The following is a 24789-nucleotide window of genomic DNA, read 5'->3' as shown; positions in this document are numbered from 1 at the left end:
TATTTACCCTTACTTCAGGCTTCTTCAATACAGATTGCAATGTCTTTCACTTCGTAAATACGCAGACCGTCTTTACTTAAGTTGGCATCACCCACGATGATACGTTTACCGTCTTCATCTTTAATCGCGGTGATGTGTACATCTAATGACATTTGCTTGTTTAGTGGGTTAATTTGACCACGGTATTTCCATTTTACTTCAGATTGAATTTGACCAAACTTCGGCGAACGGAAACCTGCACCTAAATCTTTGTTTAGGGCATAAGTTTGCATAAGTTCAATAATGGCCTCTACACCTAGTGAGCCTGGCATTACAGGATCTTGGTGGAAGTGGAACTGGAAGAACCAGTCACTTGGGTCGATAGTACGCTCGGCATATAAGTAACCTAAGCCTGCTTTACCGCCATCACTGGTAATATCTACTTTATCGATGAAGTTTAAACGGCCGCCAGCTAATTGGTAGTGCGGTTGTGCTTCACCTGTTGCTGAAAGTGGCGCGTTGAAGTAACGGCTTTCTTTATCAAGCAAGTTAATACTTACGTCAGGCGTACGGTTATTATCAACATGCCATGGGTAGGTAACTTTACCGTTATCTAGCCCCAGCTGATCTTTCAGTGCCGCACCTTTGAAGTAACCAAAGACTGCTGTGCCTTCATAGAAAGGAACACCATCGGTACTCAGTTCGAAGCTGAAGCTTTGAACGATGTTGGTACCCATCATTACCGTAGACAGTAGACGCGAATCGTTGACGATAGTTTTACCGCGTAGGTCAACATTGCGTAGCATCTTACCGCTACCATCAAGGTTACGGAAGAACAGCTCTAAGCCTGGGAAGCCTAATGTTGTGCCCATGTAACCAGAGATGAAGCCATTAGGTTGTAATGAGATTTCCATTAGTACCGAATATGGCATCAAGCTGCTGTGGCTGTTTTCATCAAAGTACCATGCGTTTTCTGGTACTTCATATTCAGCAATACATGATGACGGCGTTTTAAAATCGCCACGTGTACCGTTAACTTCGATAACACGAGTCGTTAGCTGCAGATCGCCACAAGGAGTACGTGGTGGGATCATGCCGCGATAGATAGAGAAATCAGGACCGAAACATTTTTCAATATCACCCGTTGCGAATTCAAACATATGGTACGGCGTGAACGGTACTGTGTCTGGTGTACGGTTTTGGTAATCAGGAACGATAGGTGCTTCAACGTGTTGAAGAGGAATAACACCTTTGTTTGGCGCTGTATCCAAATCTGGTATTTGGGCCATTAACGGCGCATTCGCTGATGCTTGTTGGCTGATAGGTGCTTCAACTGGCGTAACAACGTTTGCTTGAGCTGGTGCACTTTCTGCTACATAGCTTGATGAAGCTAAGCTTGCTGAATCAAAGTCTGATGAACCGATGTAGCGAGTACATTCTGACTCTTCTTTGATCATCACACCCAAGTTTTGGAAATCAACCACAACTTTGCCATCAAGCAAGATATCGATGTTTGCTTTTGCATATGGGCGAGGGCTTAAGCCAATCTCAGTCACTTCCATGCGGTAAGTTAATACTGCTGATTGAGGTAGAACCTGACCACGACAACGTACTTGCTGCGGTGCATTCTCAAGCGGTTGGAAACGGCCATTTTCCACTTGCGTGTGCATGCCTAAGTACATCATGAAGAACTGTAGTAACTGACCACAACCTTCTGCCATTAATGAACCCGCCATAACGGAATCATCTTTAAAATGACAAGGGAAGTACCAGTGATCAGCTTCAAGCTGTTTATGACCTTCGATTAGGCCCAGTCCCCATGTGCCACCTTGTGGATCAACATGGCTAACTTGTTCAATCATCATGAACTTATCAGAGCTGAAACACAGCGATGGTTGATGACGGTCTGAAATATGGCTTTCACCGAAACAACCTGCAATATTGGCGTTTAGCAAGTTATGCAGTGTTTGGTAATCAAATTGCGTTTTCTGGCAATGCAGAAGCGGGTTGAAACGCTGCTTAACCGCTAGGTTTCTTGATTTGATTTCGTCTTCAGTGCGAATAACACCTTTACCATCTGCCAGCTCTTCATCAGTGAAGAAACCTGCACAGCCGTTATCCATTTTCAGGATCATCTTGTCGCCTACGAAACATTCGTAAGAGAAGAAGAACAGCAAGGTATCGCCATTACGGGCAAAGTTATTAATCGAGATATCGTAGCGAAGTGTATCACCACCACGAGGCAAGTCACCAAGGAAGGTCAGCGTACAATCTAATAGACGGTATACACGCTCGCCTTTGTTTTCAAAATCGATACCTAAGTAGCTTATTAGCATCAAGTCACACTGACCTGATTCTACTGCAACAGCCCAAGGGATTTGACCATCAACCAAATACGGTGCATCAACAGGAATATCGTATTCTGTCGTCATTGTGCTTGGCTTGTACTCAAGCATAGTTGCATCAAGCTTTGTTACTCGAGATACCAACAGGTAATCTGTGGTTGGCAGTCTTACACGGCGAGAATAGTTATCGATCACTGCATAGTCAGGACCAAACACATTAGCGATATCGCCTTCAGCGTATTCCACTAAATCTTCGTAATCCCAGATACAAGGTTTGCGAATAGGATTCACAACAGCTGGTGTAGCAGCCACATTCACAGGTACTGATGTTGAAGCTTCTGTTTGTACTGGAGATGGTGCTAGCTGGTGGTCAAACACCGGACTTGTAGCGGCATTCATTTGAGCCGTTACTTCGTTCAATTGTGCTTTTAATAAAGCGTCAGCCATCTTCAAACCTTGTTCACGGTTTTGAAGGAATGCTTGATGCACTTGTTGTGCGAGTTGTTGGTTTTCAACAAACGCAGAGCTTTGGAATGCAGTTAAATCATGCTTGTTTTTAGCGGATAGGACATTGGTCATATTGCTTTGAATACCTGTAATCGGCGTCTGACGTGGTGTTGTCAGAATCGGGGATACTGATGGAGCTGCTGCTGGCTGTTCGATGCTCTGTGGTTGAGCAACGGGTTTTGCAATAGCTTGAATGCGAGGCTTCTGAATCTTCGGCTTCGTATTCGCGACTTTCTGCTGAATTTGTTGAATGTCAGAAAGTTCGGTTGTCACGATATGTTGATAAATATCGCGTCCACCAAGGGTAACTTGCTTAATTAATTGACGTTTCGAGTCGTTAGTCAGTTCGCTATTTAGACGAGCAGTTAATGACTGAGTTTCAGTACTGGTTTGCGTTAACAGCAGTTGAGAGCATTGGTTTTCGCTGACGTTAGCCACGATTGCCGCTTTAGATACCGTTGAGTCGAAGTTTGGTGTTGTATTCAGGCTTAACAAGCCATGAAGAATACTCGCCATACCAGATGCCGCATAGCAATGCCCTAAGCGTTGGTTAGCTTGAGTTTGTATTGCTGATGGCAGTGGGAACTGCACGACATCAATGTTTTCTGGTGCTTGGTTTAGCTCCAGTAGGTTGACGTTGTTTGCTGTAATTCCCGCAGTGGTTAACAGACGATCGCTAATGATATTGCTCTGAGCGGCAGAGCCAAAATCAAGCGCAGCGATTTCACCGTAGCTGTTTTGAGTCTGCGTATTGTCATTATCGACAAGAACGATAGCCCCCGCACCTTCACCCACATTCCAGCCACTGTCTTGCGCATGTAATGCAACAGGCGTTACGCTGTTTTTAAGGATGATTTGTTCAGCACTGCCACTTAAATCAACAGCGGCAATAACCACTGCATCTAATGACTCTTGCGACATGAGGTTTTGTGCAACATCAATACAACGTGCAACAGATTGTTCCGCGGCTGAAATAGTGAAGGCTGGACCATTAAAGTCCCACAATGAGGCAATACGCGACGCCATTATGTTCCCAATGAAACTGGTGTACTGGTTTAGCTTTGCTGCATCCAGAACACTATCCATCGCAATGGTTTCAAGCGCTTGGTATTCGCTACCTGTAAGCTCAACGCCCATGTTCTGTAGGCTGTCAGCAAGTTGGGTATGTAAATTTACACGGCCACGGAACTGATGCATTTCGAGTTCCGTTTCCATTGCTACCAGTACCGCGACTTTTTGACCCGCCTCAAGTTTTGCATCACGAATGGCTTCATCGGCAACTTTCATCAACAGAAGTTGTTGTGAAATTAGGCGATCATCTTCATTCGGTGGCACTTTAAAGCGTAAGAAATCTAATTCAAACTGATCAATGTATGCGCCATGTGGAACGGCATCTAATCCGAACTGGCTTAATAGCTCAGGATGTTGATCTAAACCTTTCCAACGTTTCTTTGGCAAAGCAATAAAAGCATCAGTATTTGTTGTAATGGCGTTATGTAGCGCATTAATGGTTTTTAACGAACCGAAATGTGACGCTAGGCCTGTTACTTTCAATGGTGCTGAAACAGCTGACTTTGCAGGACGATTTGTTGTAGGGTGATTTGCTGAATGTGCTTCAAGTAATAGGTGGGCATTACAGCCACCAAAACCAAATACAGACACACCAGCACATCGTTCAGTATTGCCAGCTTTGTCTGGCCAAGCTTGAACTTGAGTTGGTAACGTATGCGAACCGAACAAACCTTCAGGTGATGACAATGGCGTTGAAAGGTTAATGCTTGGTGGTAGAACACCTTCTTTCATTGCAAAGATCATCTTCATGATCCCAGGCATACCGGCTGCCGTTAATAGGTGGCCTAAATTCGATTTTGCAGAACCAATAAGCGGCGCTTGAGAGCCGTTTAGTTTGTCTGCAAAGAAACGTTCCATTGACGTCATCTCAACTTTGTCACCCAAAGGTGTACCTGTTGCATGGCACTCTATGACTTCAATACTTTCTGGTGATAAATTTGTCGCTTCATAAGCACGTTCGAATGCTTGGATTTGTCCTTTGCTGTTCGGGCTTAGTACAAACTGACCACGACCATCATTAGATAAACCAATACCACTAACAACGGCATAAATATTATCGCCATCACGCTCTGCATCTTCTAGGCGTTTTAGTACTAAAACACCAGCGCCTTCGCCTGCAAAAAGCCCTTTACTATTGGTATCGAATGGAACCGATACACCATGGTCAGGGTAAGCGTGGAAAATAGAGAAACCCATATTGATGAAGAATGGGTCAGCGCCAGATACTGCGCCTGCTAACATCATGTCTGCTTTACCTGTACTTAGGTAATCACAGGCTAATTTCAGTGAATAGACTGAACTTGCACAGGCCGCATCTAGGCTAAGTTGTGCGCTACCTAAACCCAGAGCATCGGCAACGAGCTTAGAGGCATTGTGTGCCGCAGAACCGTTTGCAGGATTAAGGCTAGTAATATTTGCGTTTGATGGGGTTAATGAAAAGTGTTCATTTCCCAGTTTGGTTTGTAATGCTTTCTCTACCGCAGAGTGATAAATCGGTAGGAATAAGTCATTTGAACGCTTAGTCGGGAACGATAGGGCCCCCATAATAACACCCGTACGTTCAAGTACCGCGTTATCTAATGAAATGCCAGCATCAGCCAGTGCTTTGCGGCTGGTATCGAGTGCCCAAAGAAAGCTTTCATCTAAACCTTCAAATGTCTCTGCTGGCAAACGGTATCCGTTGCTATCAAAAGAGAAATTTTGAATGTAGCCGCCTTTATCACAATAAAAGCGATCTGACTCTCCTTGTATCCCTTGATAAGCATCAGGGTTTGCCCCTAATTTTTCAGGGCTCAAGGTGGTGCGAGAATCTTTTTTAGCGAGTAGATTTTGCCAGAAATCCTTTGGCGTATCCGCATCAGGATATTGATTCGCTAAACCGACAATGGCAATTTTATTGCTTTGGGAAGCAGTACTGTGTTGAGAACTCACACTGGCTCTCCTTGTGTAGTGTTCGGTGTGGTATTCGCTGAAGATGCACTGCGTAATTCCAGTGTATTCACTTGTTCTTCTAACCCTTGAAGCAGGGGGGAAAGTGACAGCGGTATTTGATGCGTAATTAACTGGGCAATGCATTTAAGCAAAGTAACAATATCTTCGCCGCCTTTTGCATTTGCTGCGATAGTACAACTCTCAGTTGTTACGTTATCTGTGCGGTTTATTTTATCGATAAGCGTACTGGTTTGCCTGTCGGCACCAATTTCAACAAACAAACGTGCGCCTTGTTCACGGGCGGTACGAATTAAAGCGGTAAAATCGAGCGTAGTGCAAAAGGTATCAGCAATCGAATTGGCAATACTTTGGCTATCGATATTTACAGGCACATTTTGATTTTGAGGTAACAACCCAGCCGCGCTGATGAATTTAATATCAGTCGGCAGCTGATCACATAATGGCTGAGTATAAAACTCGGAGACTTGTGAATGCTGGCTTAATGCTGGTGTGGTGTGCATAGCGGTTACACGATTCGCTGCAATACCGCGTTTGCCAAGCTTTTTGAGTAAGGCACGACATGTCGCTTCACAACCTGCTAATACACAAGTGTCACCTTGAATAATCGCAAGGTAGGCGCGCGGGAATTCAGGTAATAATGCTTCAATAGACGCCGAATCACAGCGAACAACAAAGCTATTCCATGTGATTTCGTCTGCATCAGTTAATTGCCATGCTTCACGAACTGCGGTTAGCTTACCGGAAATAGCAGTGGTGAAAATTGGGCTCGTTTGGGTTAGCTCGATCAATGCATGTGGGTTTTTCCACACACCTAAGCTCGCCCACATTGAGGCTTCACCTTTAGAGTAACCTAAAGCGAAATCAGGCTTAACGGCAAATTCTTCGCAGAGTAACTGAGTTAACAAGTAGCTGCTACCCACACCAGCGATGGCTAATTCACCGAGTGTCATTTCGGCTGGATTTTCACCGTATATTTTTTCGGCTTGCAGCATTTCTTTCAGGTTTCCTTCGCGCTCTAGTTGTGCGAAAAGTGCGGGGAAATACTGATGAAATTCGCGGAACATGCCAGGGTATACAGTACCAACGCCTGGATAGACAAAAGTAACACCGCCTTTGCTATTGGGGGCTGGTGAGAAGCAACTTCCGGCTGGTGTTTTGTAATGACTTTTCTCTGCTATTACTTTTGGTAAAGCATTACTGATTGCAGATATTTCCTGCAAAACAGCGGTAACAGAAGCACCTTGCAATACGATAGTCGGTAGTGATATCGATGAAGTGGCAGACGAAACGTCAGTTTGAAACTGGGTTAAGTTTTCTACCATTAAAGCAATAAGCGTGGCGTTGTCATTTGCAGTCAAGTTATCAGAGAAGCCTATTAAGCGTTGCTTTAGCTGCTCTAATTGTACTGATAAGTCTATTTCATTTTGCCCTGCCACGATGAAGAAAAGGCGAGAGGCGTTCAGTAATGATTGCGCTTTTTGTAAGCCTGTTGCTTGTGTTAATACCAAGCTGCTTTCTGAGTCAGAATTGGCATTAAACGTTAAACTTGCCACGCGTGCTTTATGCGGTTCAGTGAACCAGTAATGGTTTGTATTACCAGCTGTTTTTACTGTTCGACTGGCAATATCATCAACCATCTTAAAGAAAGTCAAAAACTGCTGATCGGCAGCTAATATTTCAGATGTTTGTTGATGACTGAGATCGGCACTCTGGCGACGAGACTGGTTGAGGGCTATTTCTAGACTATTAACAGAGCCTTCAGCAAAACCTGCAAGATATGCGTGGGGGTGGATTTTGTTTTTAGCTGCAGCTAAACCGCTAAGCATTACTAAACGGTGTTGTGGTTCGTTTGGCTTACATTGAAGGGTAAGTTGAACCAACTGACCTTGGTTTACAGCTTGAATCGCAGTTTGAAGCGCGGCATTGAAATTGCCATCAACCGCAATATGTTGAATTGCTGGTAATGACACTAAAATATCGGCAGAAAGCCCAGCAGCGTCTGCTGCTTGGGCTAAAAGAGCGATGCGCAATGGCATCGCTTTATTAGAAGTATCAGCCACTATGACAGAAGCTCCTTCTCTGGCTCAGACTTCACCAAAAATGCCTCGTTCAGGCTTTTGCTGATCGTTACTTTTGCGCCTTTCATAACAGCACTTAAACGACCATCTTGATGGTAAAGCGAGATGTTAGCCTGTAGTGAGCGCGACGTATTTTTAATTACGTCGAGCTCTAACCAACCTTTATCACTGGCTTGCATTGGTTCATAAGAAACAAATTTGCCGATTGCTGAAGGTAGGCTAGCAGCACCGTATTTCAAGCGTGCCCACACCAACATTGCTTGTAGCAAGTAGTCTTCAGCGAAAGGCTGGCAACCACCAAGGTGTTGTGTTGGTACAAATACGCCACAGTCTGTATCAGCAACTGTTGGTAGCTGACACTGTGCTAGCAAACCAGCATCATCAAAACGTTCAACCGTTGTGATGCCTTGCAGTCGTGGACCATGGAATAAGGTACCATTACTGTATAAGGTTTCAGCCGTTGTCACGGGTTCATTTGAATCCGCGGTAAAGGTTTTAGCCTGTGCAACTGATACGGATTCGACAACCAACATCGCTTGATACTGAGGACGGCCTTGGCAGCTGATCAAAGCTTTAATTTGATCCGTTGCTTTTGCGTCTGGCGTCAGTGTCAATGTGAGTGTTTGTACTTCATTAGTATCAAAGATCACGCCTTTAAGCAGTTTGTAGTTGCGAACAGTAACGTTCGCCTCTAACACTTGCTCTGCTGCTTCACGCATCCATTGAATGGCACACACTGTCGGTAACACTGGGTTACCGGCAATGCAGTGATCATTGATGAAAGGCATTGTCTTCGGGTCAAGATCGCGTGTTACAGTGATGCTTGAATTCAGCGGACTCTTTGCTACTAGCACAGACTCCGCATCAAGCTTTTTTACAGCGGCTTCCTTGTTGTCTGAACCTTGCATGCTTGTACCCACAAGCAGTTGAATACCTGTTTCACTTAGCAGCTGAGAGCTAAATAGCTCAGCACCCGCCTGAAGAGGAATCACGTATACACCACGTTCAGTAAACATTTTCTTCAATGCTGCGTTTACCATGCCACCGTCCCACGGTCCCCAGTTGAAGCTCATTACTTTAGCTTCAGGGTTACGTGCAGACAGCTGTAATGCTGCTTTATTCAAGATTTCATTGGACATCGCGTAATCGCTTTGACCAGTGTTGCCGTAGAAGCCAGCTGCTGATGAGAACATTGCAACCAGTTTTAGCTTGTCGCTGTTTAATGCGTTAAGCACAGCTTCAAGGCCGCCTACTTTAGTGCCATAAACAAGGTTTAATTCATCAAGCGTTTTATCTTGAATATGTTTATCAGCTAGCACGCCTGCGCCGTGAATCAGACCCGTAATATCATTGAACTGAGACAATGTTTTAGCAACAGAGTCACTGTTTGATACGTCAAGACTTATGTATTCAGCACTCGCACCCACGTTAGCAAATGCAGAAAGAGCAGTGTTAATTTCAAGGCTGCTTAATACAGGTTTGAGTAACGCGTCTACTTTCTTTGGTGTTGGCTTATCGCCAGATGTTTGAATATGGCGAATGGCTGCCGGCTTTAGCTCGTTTGCTTGTTTACCTTGTGCCCATTCTGGCAGTTCGGTTGTCGTAATATGCTTACTACGACCTGCAAGAATGAAGTGTGATTTACACTGTTTAGCCAGTGTTAATGCACATTCAAACGTAACGCCTTTAGCACCACCAGTCACAAGCACTTTATCGTTTTTGTCTAGTTTTGCTGAGGTGTTTTTTGTTAGAGCAGTACCAGCATCAGTCGCAACCAGTGTTGCTCGGCTGCCATCAGCAAGGCCCACTTCAACAGTGTGAGTATCAATATCGAATAATTCAGCTGTTACTGCTTCTGCAAGATGACGAGCATCAAGCGTTGGCGCAACATCCAGTGCGCGACAGAATACTGTTGACCATTCGTGGCTCAATGTTTTCGTTAAACCAGATAATGCCGCTTGGTTTAATTCTGCATTGATAAGTTGTTCTGCATTCAAGTAACCAAAGCCACCATCAATACGACTTACCGTAAAGAAGGCACTGCGGTTTGTTGCTGCGTTTAGCTGAGTTTTAAGCAATTTAGCGAATAGGAAAGCAATCGAGATACTTTCTTTTGCCGCAGCATGCAATGTTACAGCTGTTGTTTTATCTGTTTTAACATCGGCAGCAAGAGGCTGTAAGTGAATGAATCCACCAATTGCTTTTTGCTTGCTCTCAATGTCTGAAATGACAGTTTTGATACTAGCGTCATCAATGCTTGCTAATGTGTAGCTCGCGATTTCGCTATTTAACGGTGACGCGGCAGATAGAGGACTACGTACAACAGCAACTTGAAGGCCGTTTGCACTTAACTTTTCTGCTAGAACACCAGCATTGTGACCATCATCGGTAATCACGATACAAGCTTCTTTGGAAAAACAGTCTACTAATTTATCTACCGCTGGTAACTTTTTTAGCGCCACCTCGCTGTGAGGAGGAAGCTCTACATTGCTTGTTTCTGCAATCGCTTCTACAACGGGTGCAGAAGGTGCTGCTACTGCTGAAGTGTTAGAAAGCTTGCTTTGCATGTAAACAACGATTTCGCCCAGTGTACGACACTCAGCTAAATCTTCAGGGTTCAGTTCAGGCAAGCCCGGTAGTTGGTCTTGCACTGTACCTAGAATTTCAACACGTTTGATAGAGTCGATACCAAGGTCAGCTTCCATGTCCATTGCAAGGTCTAGCATTTCTGCTGGGTAACCTGTTTTGTCGGCAACCACATTCATCATCGTGTTTTGAACATGTGCTGCGTCTAAACCGTGTGATGCAGGAGCTGCTACTGGTGCTGATACCGCTGCTGTTTGTACTGCTACATTTTGTGTAGAGACGGCTGGTAGTTTGCTGTTCATGTAGTCAACGATTTCGCCCAGTGTACGGCACTCAGCTAAATCTTCAGGGTTCAGTTCAGGCAAACCCGGTAGTTGGTCTTGCACAGTACCAAGAATTTCAACACGCTTGATAGAGTCGATACCAAGGTCAGCTTCCATGTCCATTGCAAGGTCTAGCATTTCTGCTGGGTAGCCAGTTTTATCGGCAACCACTTCAAGCATTGTGCCTTGAACTTGTGCGGCATCTAAACCGTGTGATGCAGGAGCTGCTGTTTGAACCGCTACATTTTGTACAGGAGCAGCAGGTAATTTACTGTTCATGTAATCAACGATTTCGCCTAGCGTACGACACTCAGCTAAATCTTCAGGGTTCAGCTCAGGTAAGCCCGGTAGTTGGTCTTGCACTGTACCTAGAATTTCAACACGTTTGATAGAGTCGATACCCAAATCTGCTTCCATGTCCATTGCAAGGTCTAGCATTTCAGTTGGGTAGCCAGTCTTATCTGCAACAACGTCTAGCATTGTGCTTTGAACTTGTGTTGCGTCTAAGCCATTTGATGCAGGAGCAGAAGCAACTGTCGCTGCTACAGCAGAAGCTGCAGGAAGCTTGCTGTTCATGTAGCTTACGATTTCGCCTAACGTACGGCATTCAGCTAAGTCTTCAGGATTTAACTCAGGAAGCGTTGGTAGCTGGTCTTGAACCGTACCTAGAATTTCAACACGCTTAATAGAGTCGATACCCAAATCTGCTTCCATATCCATTTCTAGATCAAGCATTTCAGTTGGGTAGCCAGTTTTTTCAGCAACCACTTCAAGCATTGTGCTTTGAACTTGTGTTGCGTCTAAGCCGTTTGATGCTACAGGAGCAGAAGTAACCGTTGCAGCAGCAGAAGAGGCTGCAGGCATTTTGCTGTTCATGTAAGTCACGATTTCGCGCAGTGTACGGCACTCAGCAAGATCTTCAGGGCTTAGCTCAGGCAGGTTTGGCATTTGGTCTTGCACTGTACCTAGAATCTCAACACGTTTAATAGAGTCGATACCTAGATCTGCTTCCATATCCATATCGAGATCTAACATCTCGGTAGGGTAGCCAGTTTTCTCTGCAACCACTTCCAGCATAACTTGTTCTGGATTTGCGGTTTGAACAGCAACTTGTGGTGCTACAGCTACTTGAACAACAGGTGTTGGTTTAACCGTTTGTGCAACAGGTGCCGCGATTGGCGCTGAAGCGATAGGTGCTGATTGTTGAGTTGGAACAACAGCCTTAACCGGCGCAGGTGTCGCGACTGGCGTAGCAACTACTGGAGCAGCAGGAGCCACTGATGCTTGCTGAACTTGCGTCTGATAAACAGGAATCTGATGAGCAGGCGCTTGTGAAGTCAACATACCTAATGCAGAGTTATTGCTGTTTGCTTGTAACTCAAGGTAGTGGGCATGTGCTTTTAACGTTTCAGCCTGGTGCTGATGGAATAGCTCCATCGAACGCTGTAGGCTTTCAGGTACCGCAATACCAGCCGTTGCCATTTTAGCTTGTTCTGTCATCAATGCTGTGAATGTGTCACCGTATTGCTGAGGAATCGCTAAGAATTGCTGGTGAAGTTCAGCGGCCTGCTGTTGTGCACTGAAGAATGCATGCAGTGACGCATCACCAACTGGTAGTTGTGCCGTTGCTTGTGTAACAATTTGAGCTGGCGCTGTTGTTGCGACTGCTGGCGCCGCTGCTTGTACTGTTACAGCCTGCGTTGGCGCTGCAGCAACAGGTACTTCGCGAATTTCCGTTTTAATCACTTCTTTTTCCACAATCTTCTCAACGACTTTTTCAACGATTTCAGTTTTTGTGCTTACTTCGCCGGTTGCTAATGACTTTGCCATTTTCGCGCGGGTAGAAGGGCTAATGTAATTCGTTGCGTTTAGTTTGATGTTCATTGGTGATGTTGCTGCTGGTGGCGCGATCTCTGCTTGATATGGGTCGATATTGTCTAGCGAGATACCCACAACAGCAAGCTGAACAGCGGCTAAGCGTAATTGCTGATCACTATCACCCTTAGGGTTCGGGTTAAGACTGATCGTGCAAAGCTCATCGGTTTTATTCGTTAACGTCTTTTCAACCAGCTTTTGTAGAATGTTTTTTGGTCCGAACTCGACAAATACACGTGCGCCAGCATCATACATAGCTTCAAGCTGTGTGCTGAAACGAACAGATTGCAACATATGTTGCTTGAACGCCTTCTTAATGACCTTGCCATCGTTCTTATGCAGTTCACCAGTCGCATTAGAATAAAGCGGTAATGTTGGTGTGCTGAACGTTGCTTTATCAATAGCTGTTGCAAAAGGCTTTTGTGCGTGAGCAACGAGTGGCGTGTGGAAAGCACCAGAAACCGGAAGAGGAATCGCTTTGAAGCCTTGCTCTGTTAGTGCTTTGGCAGCAAGTTGAGCGTTGTCTGTAGGACCCGCAATAACTAGCTGTGTTGGTGCGTTGTAATTAGCAATGCTTACGCCTTCAAATGCACTAATGCATTTTTCAACATCTGCCAGCTTATCAGCGTCAAGAATAACAGCGTACATTGTACCGCTATCACCTTCTGCTGGTGTTGCTGCCATTGCGTTACCGCGTGCAAAAGCAAGCTGGTAGTAATCATCTTGAGAGATAACACCAGAAGCGCATAGGGCACTTAACTCACCAAAGCTGTGGCCTGCAACCATGTCGGCTTTAAAGCCTGCTTGCGTTAGCAGTTCAAATTGACCCATCGACATTACACCGATTGCACTTTGTGCATTGGCGGTATTAGTCAGTAAAGCCTCTTGTGCTTGTGTATTTTCTTTATTGAACGTTGGAATAGGGAACAGAACTTGTGATAGTGCTGTTTTCTTATTCTGACCGAATACTTGATCGGCTTTCGCTAACTGCTGACGCATTTCAGGGTAATGACATGCTAGCTCACGGCCCATGTTCAGGTATTGTGAACCTTGACCCGCAAATAATGCTGCAATTTTTGCTGAATCATTAGCGTTTACAAGCGCTGATTCGCGATAGCTTGTACCACTAGGGAGCTGCCAATGCGTTTTAGTTTGGCTTTCTAGGTTTGAAATTGCTTGAGCAAGCTGAGTGTTTAGCTCTTCGCTTGTTTTTACAACTAGACCTAAACGTGCATGTGATACTTCGATGCTGCGTAAACCATGGCTTTCAGCCAGTGTTTCAAGATTCACGCTATCGTTAGCAAGGTTTGCTGACGTTTCTTTTAGGCTAGCAAGCAGTGCTTCGCGAGACGCTGCGCTAAACAATAACGTTTGTGCTACTTGGCGCTGACGGTATTTATCACCGCGTGCATGTTCTGGGGTGTATTCTTCCAATACAATGTGGAAGTTTGTACCACCGAAACCAAATGAACTGATACCAGCACGACGTGGCGTACCATCTACACGTTGCATCCATGGACGCGTCTGGGTATTGAGGTAGAAAGGTGAGTCCTCAATGTTCAGTTTAGGGTTAGGGCTGGTTACATTGATTGTTGGCGGCAGTACTTTATGGTGCAGTGCTAAAGACGCTTTGATTAGACCCGCAGTACCCGCTGTTGATTTGGTGTGGCCAATCTGTGATTTCACTGAACCTAATGCGATGTGTTGCTTCTCGTCATTACCTTCACTGAATACCGAATTAAGACCACTGAACTCTGCCACATCACCTGCTGCTGTACCTGTGCCGTGGGCTTCAAGTAAACCAAGTGTGTGCGGAGCAAAACCGGCATCGTCGTAAGCTCGCTTAAGTGCTTTAGCCTGACCTTCAGGGCGAGGCGCATAAATACTCTTAAACTTACCGTCTGAAGATGCACCAACACCTTTAATAACGGAATAGATACGGTCGCCATCGCGCTCTGCGTCTTCAAGACGCTTAAGTGCAATCATGCCGATACCTTCACCAATCATCATACCTTTCGAGTCAATATCGAATGGTTGAATTGTTTCGTTGGTTGTAAATGCAGGTGTTTTAGAGAAGCTCATGTACATGGTTGGTGAGTTATCGGTACACACACCACCTGTAATCATCATTTCACTGCGGCCTTCAACAAGCTCGCTTAATGCCATACGTAATGCAGCAAGAGAGCCCGCACATGCTGCATCAACGACACAGTTCATGCCACCAAGGTCGAAACGGTTAGCAATACGACCGGAAATAACGTTACCCAAAGAACCTGGGAATGAGTTTTCTTCCCAGTGAATGTATTGATCTTGGAATTTCTTAATCAACATTTCACTGTCTTCGTCAGTGATACCGCTGTTTTTAAATACTTTTTTGAGAACAGGGTATTGAAGACGAGCGTTAAGGCTTTGACTGATCTTCTGACCACCACCCACACCAAGGGTAATACCTATTTTGTCGCGGTCGTATGTTTCAGGCAGGTTGGCATCAGCCAATACTTCTTTTGCTACGATCAGTGAAAGTAGCTGCGATGTGTCAGTTAGTTCAAGAATGTTAGGCGGAAGCCCGAATTCCATTGGGTTGAAATCAACTTCCGGCATAAAGCCGCCACGCTTACAGTAAGACTTATCCGGTGTGCTTTTGTTTGCATCGTAATAATCTTCTGGGCGCCAGTGAGTTTCAGGCACATCTGTAATAGCATCAATTTTCTCGCTGATAAGATCCCAGAACTTATTCAAGTAACGGGAATTCGCAAACATACTCGCCATACCAACAATCGCAATTGGCATGTCTTTAAGACGTTTATTGAGTCGCGTATCTTCCTGCGATTCAGACGTGGTTTTCGGGGTTTGGCTCATCATGAGTCTCCGCTTAACACCCAAGAGCTGGGTGTCATATATTCGGTGTGGGCGTTGCGATTAGGCAACTGTTGAAAAATAAGAGTGAAAAAATGACATAGCGCATGTGTGAGTACAGGCGCTAAAAATTGATTGGAAGCGTCATGGCTTCGGAATGTACGAGTAGAAAGATTATGCATATTTATGACTGCATTTTTTTGACATTCGACGATGCACAGTTGTGCTTTCATCCGTAACGGTAATATCCATCATAATCCTGCTGTACTACTGCTGCGATTATCAAATAAGGAGGTACTTACCATCCGTAATGAAAGCATGCTTAATCAGTTAATGGTTGAGCAGACTACCCGAGGACGCTTTTCGTTACAATCACTGGAGCAAGAGGTTGGATCACTTCAGACCAGTTTTAAAAAACAATTCCCGAGCATTTGTAATGTTTAGGTTATTAAGTTATTGATTGTATACCTATAATTCCATAAAATTAGTGTAAATACTCAAATGTAATTGAAAACATGACCTATACCGCACTTTTGTAAATAAGTGTGATGTAACAGCTGATACCAACGGGTTTGTGAGCTTAGTTGCAAAAAAAAGTTCTTAGGCAATGTAGTAGATGATTACACTATTTTTACGCCATAAACAGGTAACTTGTTGGTAGGATATGAGCGGATATAAAAGATATACCTGATTACTCGAAAGGATATTTTTTTGTCATCTTCAAGGACTATTTAGCTAGAGCTCTGTCTTCAGCATTAACGTATCGGTGATATGACCAAAATTGGTGTTGTTGAAGCTTCTGAATTAAGTGAGTTGTTAGAAAAAAGCAGGAGAAGGCTGAGCCATAACGAGTTAATTAAAGTGACTTGTTATCGTAAAGTTGACGAAATGGATTGTGCATTTTTTGTACGGGTTAAGTAAGGCGAACAACTGGGGTAGGAAATTTATCGCTAATAACAGCGGTGACTATATAATTTGATAACTTTAATTTCGAGAGGGAAAACGCTCTAAAAGCCAGTGATAAGATGGTACTGTCATTCGCATGTAGGTAAACATGAAAATGACAGACAGTGCAGGGGGCGATACGTATTTAATCAGCCATCATCGAAGCGAGAATATCAGCAGGTACAGGTTGTAAGCGTTTTTCTTTATCTAAACATACCATTTCAATATCACCAATAACGGCAGCACGACTTGCACCTGGTCGCCAGACTTCTTGACGCCACAGTGTTTTGTACTTGCCATCTAATGTGAACGATGTGCGAATATCGCAGATTTCAGCAAATTCCACACCATCTTGAAAAATCATATTCGCTTTGTATACGGCAAAGCCTAATCCGTGATCGTTCCACAATGTGGCGAGTTTATCACTATCAATAACGTGTTCGCGTGCACGTTCAAAATACTTTAAAAAATTTGGGTGATAAACCACACCAGAATGATCAGTATCTTCGTAATAGATTTGCACTGGGTGGTGATAAATTTTACTCATTGCTGCAACAACTCTCATGAAGGTCTGAATGTACAAGCATAATAATATCATTATGCTAATTGGTGCCCATTGTTAGGCGGAATAACCCAAGTGGTGTAACTCAATATGAACGTGCCTACCTTGATGGTTACAGTCTGTAAATTCAAATGATTTAAAACTGGTCGTACAAGCTAGCCACATCTCGTTATATGACAGTTTTTATTGAATCATGCGAGTTTTCTTGCTCAAATGGCGCGTTACTATACCCAAGTTACCTCAAGTCGTAGGGATCTGTGAGATTAAAATCGGTGGTTGAATGCCATTTATTTGCTTTTTACTGGGTCTCCAGCCAAGTTCTTATGATGAATTGAGGTTGTTTTGGTATAAACCCATAATAACGATGATCGGCACTTTTCGCCGAGATAGTGAGCAAGTTATATAGCTTAATGAAATATTCTAGCGTGTTTATCAATAGTCTAGCTTACGAGCTAGCACCACAAGTGGTTTCGAGTTCTGAGTTAGAATCCCGTTTAGCCCCTTTATATCAAAAATTCCGCATTCCTATGGGCCAACTGGCAGCACTTACTGGAATAGAAGAGCGTCGATGGTGGCCGAAAGGTCACGTTTTATCTGATGGCGCATTATTAGCAGCCCGTAAAGCGATCGATGAAACGGGTATCAATGTTGGAGATTTAGGTGCTGTTGTGTACACCGGTGTATGCCGAGATCAGCATGAACCCGCAACAGCTTGCCGTATTGCAGCTGAATTAGGTGTATCAAAAAATACGGCTATCTATGACATCAGCAATGCGTGTTTAGGCGTACTTTCGGGCATTCTTGATATCGCAAATCGTATCGAACTAGGGCAAATCAAAGCTGGATTAGTGGTTTCATGTGAATCTGCCCGTCATATTGTTGATATTACTATTGACCACATGCTTGCCGAACCGACAATGCAGAATTTTGCACAATCTTTAGCGACCTTGACGGGTGGTTCAGGTGCTGTTGCTGTGATATTAACAGATGGTAGCCTTCCTCTTCACAATGAGCGCCAGCATCAGCTCTTAGGTGCTAGCCACTTATCAGCACCAGAGCATCATGATCTGTGTCAGTGGGGTTTACAAGAAGTAGGACCTCAGCTGTACCGTGAATTTATGCGAACAGATGGCGTAACCCTTCTGAAAGAAGGTGTGCAACTGGCGCGTGATACATGGTCACATTTCTTAGCACAGCGTGACTGGGTTGTTGAAAATGTAGATAAAGTTATTTGTCACCAAGTTGGCGCTTCGAATCGTCGACAAGTCCTTAATGCCCTCAATATTCCAGTAAATAAAGAATTTCCTACCTATAAGCTAATGGGCAATATGGGCAGTGTTTCTTTACCTGCTACCGCTGCAATGGCTCACGACCATGGTTTCTTAAAATCAGGCGATAATGTGAGTTTTCTAGGTATAGGTAGTGGACTTAACTGTATGATGTTAGGGCTAAAGTGGTAATCAAACCTTATCGTTGTTTCATTTTTAATTCATATTAAAAGTGCATGAAAATGAAACAGCAGAGATGGTTACTGATAAATGCTTAGTGCAAATACCGAAATAGTTACAAAAACAGGATGGGTAATTCCATGCTGAGAATAGTCAAGGATTGGTCATGTTAGACACGTTGTTTCCCTTTAAACGTAATTTTCTTAGCCGCAATGGGCACAAACTCCATTACGTAAATGAAGGGCAGGGTGAACCTGTCGTTATGGTTCATGGTAACCCGAGCTGGTCTTTCTATTACCGTAATTTGGTGACGGAATTAAGCCAGAACCACCAATGTATCGTACCTGACCATATCGGTTGTGGTTTATCGGATAAACCCGATGACACGGGTTATGACTATACGTTAAAGAACCGTATCGATGATCTCGAAGCGTTACTTGAACACCTTGAAATACGTGAAAATATTACCCTTGTCGTACATGACTGGGGGGGAATGATCGGCATGGGTTATGCGGCTCGTTATCCTGACCGCATTAAACGTTTAGTGATACTCAATACAGGTGCTTTCCATTTACCTGATACTAAACCTTTTCCGTGGGCATTATGGATTTGCCGTAATACGTTATTAGGCACAGGCTTAGTACGTGGTTTTAATGCATTTTCGTCCATTGCTTCTTATATTGGCGTTAAGCGTAAGCCAATGAGCCCTGAAGTGCGTAAAGCGTATGTTTCTCCTTTCAATTCTTGGGCAAATCGTATTTCTACGTTACGTTTTGTGCAAGATATTCCATTAAGAAAAGGGGACCGAAACTACGAGTTTGTCTCTGAGATCGCTGCAAGTTTGCCGAAGTTCTCGCACGTTCCAACGCTTATTTGTTTTGGCTTGAAAGATTTTGTATTTGATAAGCACTTCTTAGCTGTATGGCGTGAAAAAATGCCACATGCGACAGTGCATGAGTTTGAAGATTGCGGACACTACATATTAGAAGATGCCTGCGATGAGGTTGTACCGCTTATTTCAGATTTTATGAAGACGCCATTAGAAACTGATAACAAGCCAAGCGAGGCAGATTTGTGATGGATAAAGGGCATGAGACTGATGCCTCTTTCGATTCAGATGAGGCGTCGACGTTAGCATCTTTGAAAGCTAATAAAGCTAATAAAGCTAATAAAGCTAATAAAGCCAATATTTGCCGCCACTTAACACGTGCAGCAAAAGAAACGCCTGATTCACTCGCTGTTGCTGTTCAAATAAAATCATTATTCGGCAAACTACGCTACGAAGAGTTAACGTTCGAACAGTTAAATACTGACAGTAATGCGATTGCGCAAGCGCTGAATGATCACGGTATTAAACGAGGCATGAAAGCGGTACTGATGGTAACGCCTAGTCTTGATTTTTTTGCCCTTACATTTGCGTTATTCAAAGCGGGTATTGTTCCTATTTTGGTGGATCCCGGAATGGGGGTTAAAAACCTAAAGCAATGCTTTGATGAAGCTAAGCCCGATGCGTTTATTGGTATTCCTAAAGCACATATTGCCCGTTGTTTATTTGGTTGGGGTAAACCGAGTGTTAGACGTTTACTCACCGTTGGTGGAAATGATGTGTTTGCCAATATTTTTGGTGGCACAACACTAAAAGCATTGCTTAAGCGAAATACTGTTATTAAGCCGCGTAGTAAAATGCATCAAGCGGTTGATTACGATATTGCCAAGCTCAAAAATGATGAAATGGCTGCCATTCTATTTACAAGTGGCAGTACAGGTACGCCGAAAGGTGTTGTGTATACCCATGCAATGTTTGAAGCACAAATCAGTGTATTGAAAAATGATTATGGTATCGCCCACGGAGAGCGTGATCTTGCTACATTCCCGTTATTCTCTCTTTTTGGTCCAGCTTTAGGTATGACATCGATTGTGCCTGATATGGATGCCAGTAAACCAATAACAGCTAATCCCGACAGTTTGTTTGCTGCGATTGAACAATACCAATGTACCAATATGTTTGTGAACCCTGCGTTGATAGAGCGTTTGGGACAAGCGGGTACACAGCGTCATAAACCTCATACATTACCCAGTATCAAACGTGTTATTTCCGCTGGCGCACCTGCCACTATTTCGTCTATTTCTCGCTTTAGTAAAATGCTAAAGGATGGGGTCGAAGTTCTGAATTCTTATGGTGCGACAGAATCATTACCTCTTACTATGATTGGTAGTGACCGATTAATGCAAACCACGGATATCACTGATAATGGTGGCGGTATTTGTGTTGGCCAAGCGGTTGATGGTGTCGATATTGCGATCATTGCAATCACCGATGATCCAATTACTATATGGGACGAAACGTTACGTTTGCCTGTAAACCAAATTGGTGAAATCGTTGTAAAAGGCCCTATGGTGAGCTGTGCGTATTATCACCGTGATCATGCAACCGTTCAGGCTAAAATTACCGATGGGGCTGATACTGTACGTCACCGCATGGGGGATTTGGGCTACTTAGACAAAAACGGGCAACTGTGGATGTGTGGTCGTAAAGCTCATCGTGTTGAAGCCAATCGCGCGGCTGTTGCGTCAGACAAGCTGCCGTATTTCTCTATTCCTTGTGAACGTATATTTAATACTCATTCTTCAGTCAAGCGTACCGCATTGGTAGGCATTGAGCGTAATGGTGAAACTGTGCCACTGCTGTGTGTTGAGCTTAATAAAGGCACAACCTTGACGGATGATACTGCCCGCAATACGTTTTTTGCCGAGCTTAAAACGATTGGCGCTAATCATCAGCAAACTGTAGGTATTGTCGATTTTCTTATTCATCCCGATTTCCCGGTTGATATACGCCATAACGCCAAGATCTTCAGAGAAAAACTGGCTGTATGGGCGCAAAAAGAAGGGAAAGCATCATGAGTATTTCATCCCACTTAAAAAGCCCGCTTAACCGTGAACTGTTACCCTGCTGTGAACTGCTGCCTGCTGAAGAAACGGCACTGCTCTCGCTATCATCAAATGTAAAACATGTATTTGTTACGGGGGCGGGTGGTTTTCTCGGTAAAGCAATTTGTCGATACCTACGTATTGCGGGTATTCAAGTCACGGGTTTTGCCCGTGGCAGTTACCCTGATTTAGAGCAAATGGGTGTCACCATGGTGAAAGGTGATATCAGTACTAAGTCTGATTTATTACAAGCGATGCAAGGTTGTGATCTTGTGTTTCATGTCGCATCAAAGGCAGGGGTGTGGGGTTCTAAAAGCGATTACTACCGCCCAAATGTAGATGGTGCGCGTAATATTATAGAGGCATGCCAAGAACTGAGTATCGATAAGTTGGTTTATACCAGCACGCCAAGTGTTACCTTTGCAGGTAGTGATGAAACAGGCATTGATGAATCGGCACCGTATGCCAATAGCTACCTTAATTTCTATGCAGAATCTAAAGCCATTGCCGAACAAATGGTACTGGCAGCCAATGGAAAATCAGTAAAAACGGTCGCATTGCGTCCCCACCTTATTTGGGGCCCGAACGATCCACACCTTGTGCCTAGAGTGATTGAACGTGCAAGAGTAGGGCGTTTAAAGCTTGTGGGGCATGAAGATAAATTGGTTGATACCATTTATGTCGATAATGCAGCCTATGCCCATATTTTAGCGGCATTACGTTTAACCGAGCCAAGCAGTACTTGTGCAGGAAAGGCTTACTTTTTGAGTAATGATGAACCCATAACTATGGCATCTATGCTCAATAAAATCTTATCGTGTGTTGATTTACCCAAGGTGACAAAGCGTGTACCCGCGGGGTTAGCATATCAGGTAGGTGCATTATTAGAATGGCTATATGGCGTATTGAATAAGAAAGAAGAACCGATAATGACTCGCTTTGTTGCACGTCAGCTATCAACCTGTCATTACTTTGATATTAGTGCTGCTAAGCGTGATTTGGGCTATACACCACTGGTAAGTATTGATGACGGTATGAAACGGTTAAAGCATACTTTGAACGCCTAGGTGGTGCGAGTAGGGGTTCAATACGGTATATAACACTGTCCATTGAAAAGATAAAAAAGACCGAACTGTATATGCAGTTCGGTCTTTTACTTTAAGCTAACTTACACCACAAACTTGTTCATGATGTCATCTTGGGCACGTACGGTATTAATTTGAATTGCCATCGCGTCGTTGGCTCCATTCGCCGCGCTTGCAACCTGTTCAGATAAGTCTTTTATCTTAATGGTATTGCTGTTGATTTCTTCTGCCACTAAGCTTTGCTCTTCTGCTGCAGAGGCAATTTGCATATTCATATCGCTGATTTGCTGAATGGCAACACGTATACGCTCTAGCGCACCATCTGCTTCTTGGGCTTTGATAACCGTATTGGTTGCTGTTTCTTTACTTTGACTCATAACAGTCACGGCAGAGCTTGATCCAGATTGTAACTGCTCGATCATCTGGCGAATTTCTGTCGTTGATTGCTGAGTACGTTGTGCCAGTGTGCGCACTTCATCGGCGACCACGGCAAAACCTCGGCCTGAATCACCAGCACGCGCGGCTTCAATTGCTGCATTTAACGCAAGCAAGTTGGTTTGGTCTGCGATTTCATTAATGACTTTTAAGATGGTTTCAATATTGCCTGTCGCATGTTCCAGTTCGCGAACTACGTTTACGGCCTGATCAATTTGTTCTGAAAGCTCGTTAATAGCTGAAGAGGTATGAGAGACAATACTTGCTCCTTCAATAACAGCGTTATCGGCTTCTTGGGCTGAAGCGGCTGCACCTTGGGCGTTGCCCGCTACATCAGATGAGGTTGATGCCATCTCGTTCATTGCTGTCGCAAGTTGCTCTAATTCTTGCAGCTGGGTCGACATTGCGCTAGCTGATTGCTTTGCACCTTCTGCCGTTTGCTCGGTACCTGCCATAATATCTTCACCTAGCGACTTACTTTCGATAATTAAGTGCTGTAGTTTTTCAGTGAAGGCATTAAAGCCTTTTGCTAATTCTGCGAACTCTTCGTCAGTGTTGGTATCGAGACGACGGGTTAAGTCTCCCTGACCGGATGCGACGTCTTGAATTGCTTCGTTCAATTCGCGCAGTGGGCGCATTAAAACTTTAAATACCAATAATAAGGCGATGATGCCAGCGAACAATGCGACCAACGAATAGATGATAGAATCGTTTTTCAGCTCATCAACGGCAGCGAAGGCGATGCTTTCATCGAGTACAACACCTACGTACCAATCTTGACCATCAATTTTGTCGAATGATACCTCTAGATCTTTGCCATCAGCTACAAAGCTCTGTGGTTGATCAGATATTGACGTGTTACCCAAGAAACTCGACATTGGTTTGCCATTTAATTTGGCATTTGGATGTGAAATGATGGTGCCATCAGCCGAAACGAGGAAGATGTACCCTGCATCAAGCAAAGAAACCTTGTTCGCTAACTCAGCTAAACCAGATAAGCTGACATCAAAGAATATTGCCCCTTTAAACTGATTGTTTTGCATCACCGGTGTCGCGATTGATACTAATATTTCATTACTGACTGAATCGGCATACGGTGCAGTTATTACAATGCTATTTGCCTGTTTGGTGTCTTTGTACCAAGGGCGAGAGCGGGGGTCCCATGATGCACCTGGATTCCAACTTGGATCATTACCCACAAAACTACCATCTGATTCAAAACCAAACCCTGCAAGTAAGAAAGTACTCTTTACGATAGGTTGACTGATCACAGTTTCAATTTCAGCAAGCGTTAGATTTTTTTCTGCCATGCTGGTGGCATAGGTGGCTAGCGCTTTACGACTGTTTAATTCGGCGTTAACGGTACTCCCTATACCCGATACAATCTCTTCCACACTTTTAGTAACCAGTGAGTGGATCTGCGATTTTATATTAAAATATTGATTAGCAGAGAGCGCAGACAGCGCAACTAAGAGAATGGCGGAAGAGGTCGCCACAATTTTGTGATTGAATTTCATCGGGTTATTCCTTTTACAGATGTCAAATACAGTGTGTTTCTATTTTTATGTTCTTTTTATCGGCAATGTGCCCATTTTCTGCAGGTTAAATGTAAGGGATATGTGAAAAAAGAATATGTAATTTGTATTTAGTGCCAAGGAGTGTGATGCCGCTTCAGACTTGGTCTGTGGGGTAATTGATCTTTTTAATGATAAGCGCCAAATGACGATATGTATCAAGATGAATGTGGTCGCCAATGAATGAAGGGCTATAGATTGGTAAGAATGAAATTAAAGGGGGTAGAGAATCGTTA

At 44.0% G+C, this 24789-nt stretch carries 8 protein-coding genes and 1 pseudogene; 4 read left to right on the top strand and 5 right to left on the bottom strand.

Going from position 1 to position 24789, the window contains the following annotated elements:
- Positions 1 to 14: 14 nt before the first annotated feature.
- The 4 genes and pseudogenes from C9J48_RS00935 to C9J48_RS00920 all read right to left on the bottom strand — a co-directional run.
- A pseudogene (locus C9J48_RS00935) lies at positions 15 to 5804 on the bottom strand (beta-ketoacyl synthase N-terminal-like domain-containing protein); the annotation flags it as partial.
- A 26-nt stretch (positions 5805 to 5830) separates the two neighbouring features.
- Positions 5831 to 7915, bottom strand: coding sequence for a PfaB family protein (locus C9J48_RS00930; protein ID WP_006231579.1), 2085 nt, complete (start codon positions 7913 to 7915; stop codon positions 5831 to 5833).
- Entirely contained in the window at positions 7915 to 15576 is a 7662-nt protein-coding gene (locus tag C9J48_RS00925) for a type I polyketide synthase (protein ID WP_036803358.1), read from the bottom strand. The genes C9J48_RS00930 and C9J48_RS00925 overlap by 1 nt, the downstream gene beginning before the upstream one ends.
- 1087 nt (positions 15577 to 16663) lie before the next feature.
- Positions 16664 to 17065, bottom strand: a complete 402-nt coding sequence (locus C9J48_RS00920) for a thioesterase family protein (RefSeq protein WP_036803613.1) — start codon at positions 17063 to 17065, stop codon at positions 16664 to 16666.
- 425 nt (positions 17066 to 17490) lie between these two features.
- Here C9J48_RS00920 and C9J48_RS00915 point away from each other — a divergent pair, with 425 nt between their 5' ends.
- The 4 genes from C9J48_RS00915 (at position 17491) to oleD (ending at position 22526) form a co-directional block, all read left to right on the top strand.
- On the top strand, positions 17491 to 18540 hold the full coding sequence (locus tag C9J48_RS00915) for a 3-oxoacyl-ACP synthase III (RefSeq protein WP_006231582.1): 1050 nt from the start codon (positions 17491 to 17493) through the stop codon (positions 18538 to 18540).
- 154 nt (positions 18541 to 18694) lie between these two features.
- Positions 18695 to 19606, top strand: a complete 912-nt coding sequence (locus tag C9J48_RS00910) for an alpha/beta fold hydrolase (RefSeq protein WP_006231583.1) — start codon at positions 18695 to 18697, stop codon at positions 19604 to 19606.
- Positions 19606 to 21432, top strand: coding sequence for an olefin beta-lactone synthetase (gene oleC, locus C9J48_RS00905; RefSeq protein WP_006231584.1), 1827 nt, complete (start codon positions 19606 to 19608; stop codon positions 21430 to 21432). The genes C9J48_RS00910 and oleC overlap by 1 nt, the downstream gene beginning before the upstream one ends.
- On the top strand, positions 21429 to 22526 hold the full coding sequence (oleD, locus tag C9J48_RS00900) for a 2-alkyl-3-oxoalkanoate reductase (RefSeq protein WP_006231585.1): 1098 nt from the start codon (positions 21429 to 21431) through the stop codon (positions 22524 to 22526). The genes oleC and oleD overlap by 4 nt, the downstream gene beginning before the upstream one ends.
- Positions 22527 to 22627: 101 nt before the next feature.
- Here oleD and C9J48_RS00895 read toward each other — a convergent pair whose 3' ends face one another.
- On the bottom strand, positions 22628 to 24496 hold the full coding sequence (locus tag C9J48_RS00895; protein ID WP_006231586.1) for a methyl-accepting chemotaxis protein: 1869 nt from the start codon (positions 24494 to 24496) through the stop codon (positions 22628 to 22630).
- Positions 24497 to 24789: the final 293 nt, after the last annotated feature.

It is taken from the genome of Photobacterium profundum, from assembly GCF_003026285.1.
In the GTDB taxonomy this organism is placed as follows: Bacteria; Pseudomonadota; Gammaproteobacteria; order Enterobacterales; family Vibrionaceae; genus Photobacterium; species Photobacterium profundum.
The sequence above is the reverse complement of the archived record's forward strand: the minus strand, read 5'-3'. Positions and strand labels throughout refer to the sequence as shown.

What these genes read in the sequence shown, in the direction of transcription:
- C9J48_RS00910 (WP_006231583.1), top strand. Translation starts at nt 18,695, where the DNA reads ATGTTAGACACGTTGTTTCCCTTTAAACGTAATTTTCTTAGCCGCAAT.
- C9J48_RS00920 (WP_036803613.1), bottom strand. Translation starts at nt 17,065, where the DNA reads ATGAGTAAAATTTATCACCACCCAGTGCAAATCTATTACGAAGATACT.
- C9J48_RS00915 (WP_006231582.1), top strand. Translation starts at nt 17,491, where the DNA reads ATGAAATATTCTAGCGTGTTTATCAATAGTCTAGCTTACGAGCTAGCA.
- oleD (WP_006231585.1), top strand. Translation starts at nt 21,429, where the DNA reads ATGAGTATTTCATCCCACTTAAAAAGCCCGCTTAACCGTGAACTGTTA.
- C9J48_RS00895 (WP_006231586.1), bottom strand. Translation starts at nt 24,496, where the DNA reads ATGAAATTCAATCACAAAATTGTGGCGACCTCTTCCGCCATTCTCTTA.
- C9J48_RS00925 (WP_036803358.1), bottom strand. Translation starts at nt 15,576, where the DNA reads ATGAGCCAAACCCCGAAAACCACGTCTGAATCGCAGGAAGATACGCGA.
- oleC (WP_006231584.1), top strand. Translation starts at nt 19,606, where the DNA reads ATGGATAAAGGGCATGAGACTGATGCCTCTTTCGATTCAGATGAGGCG.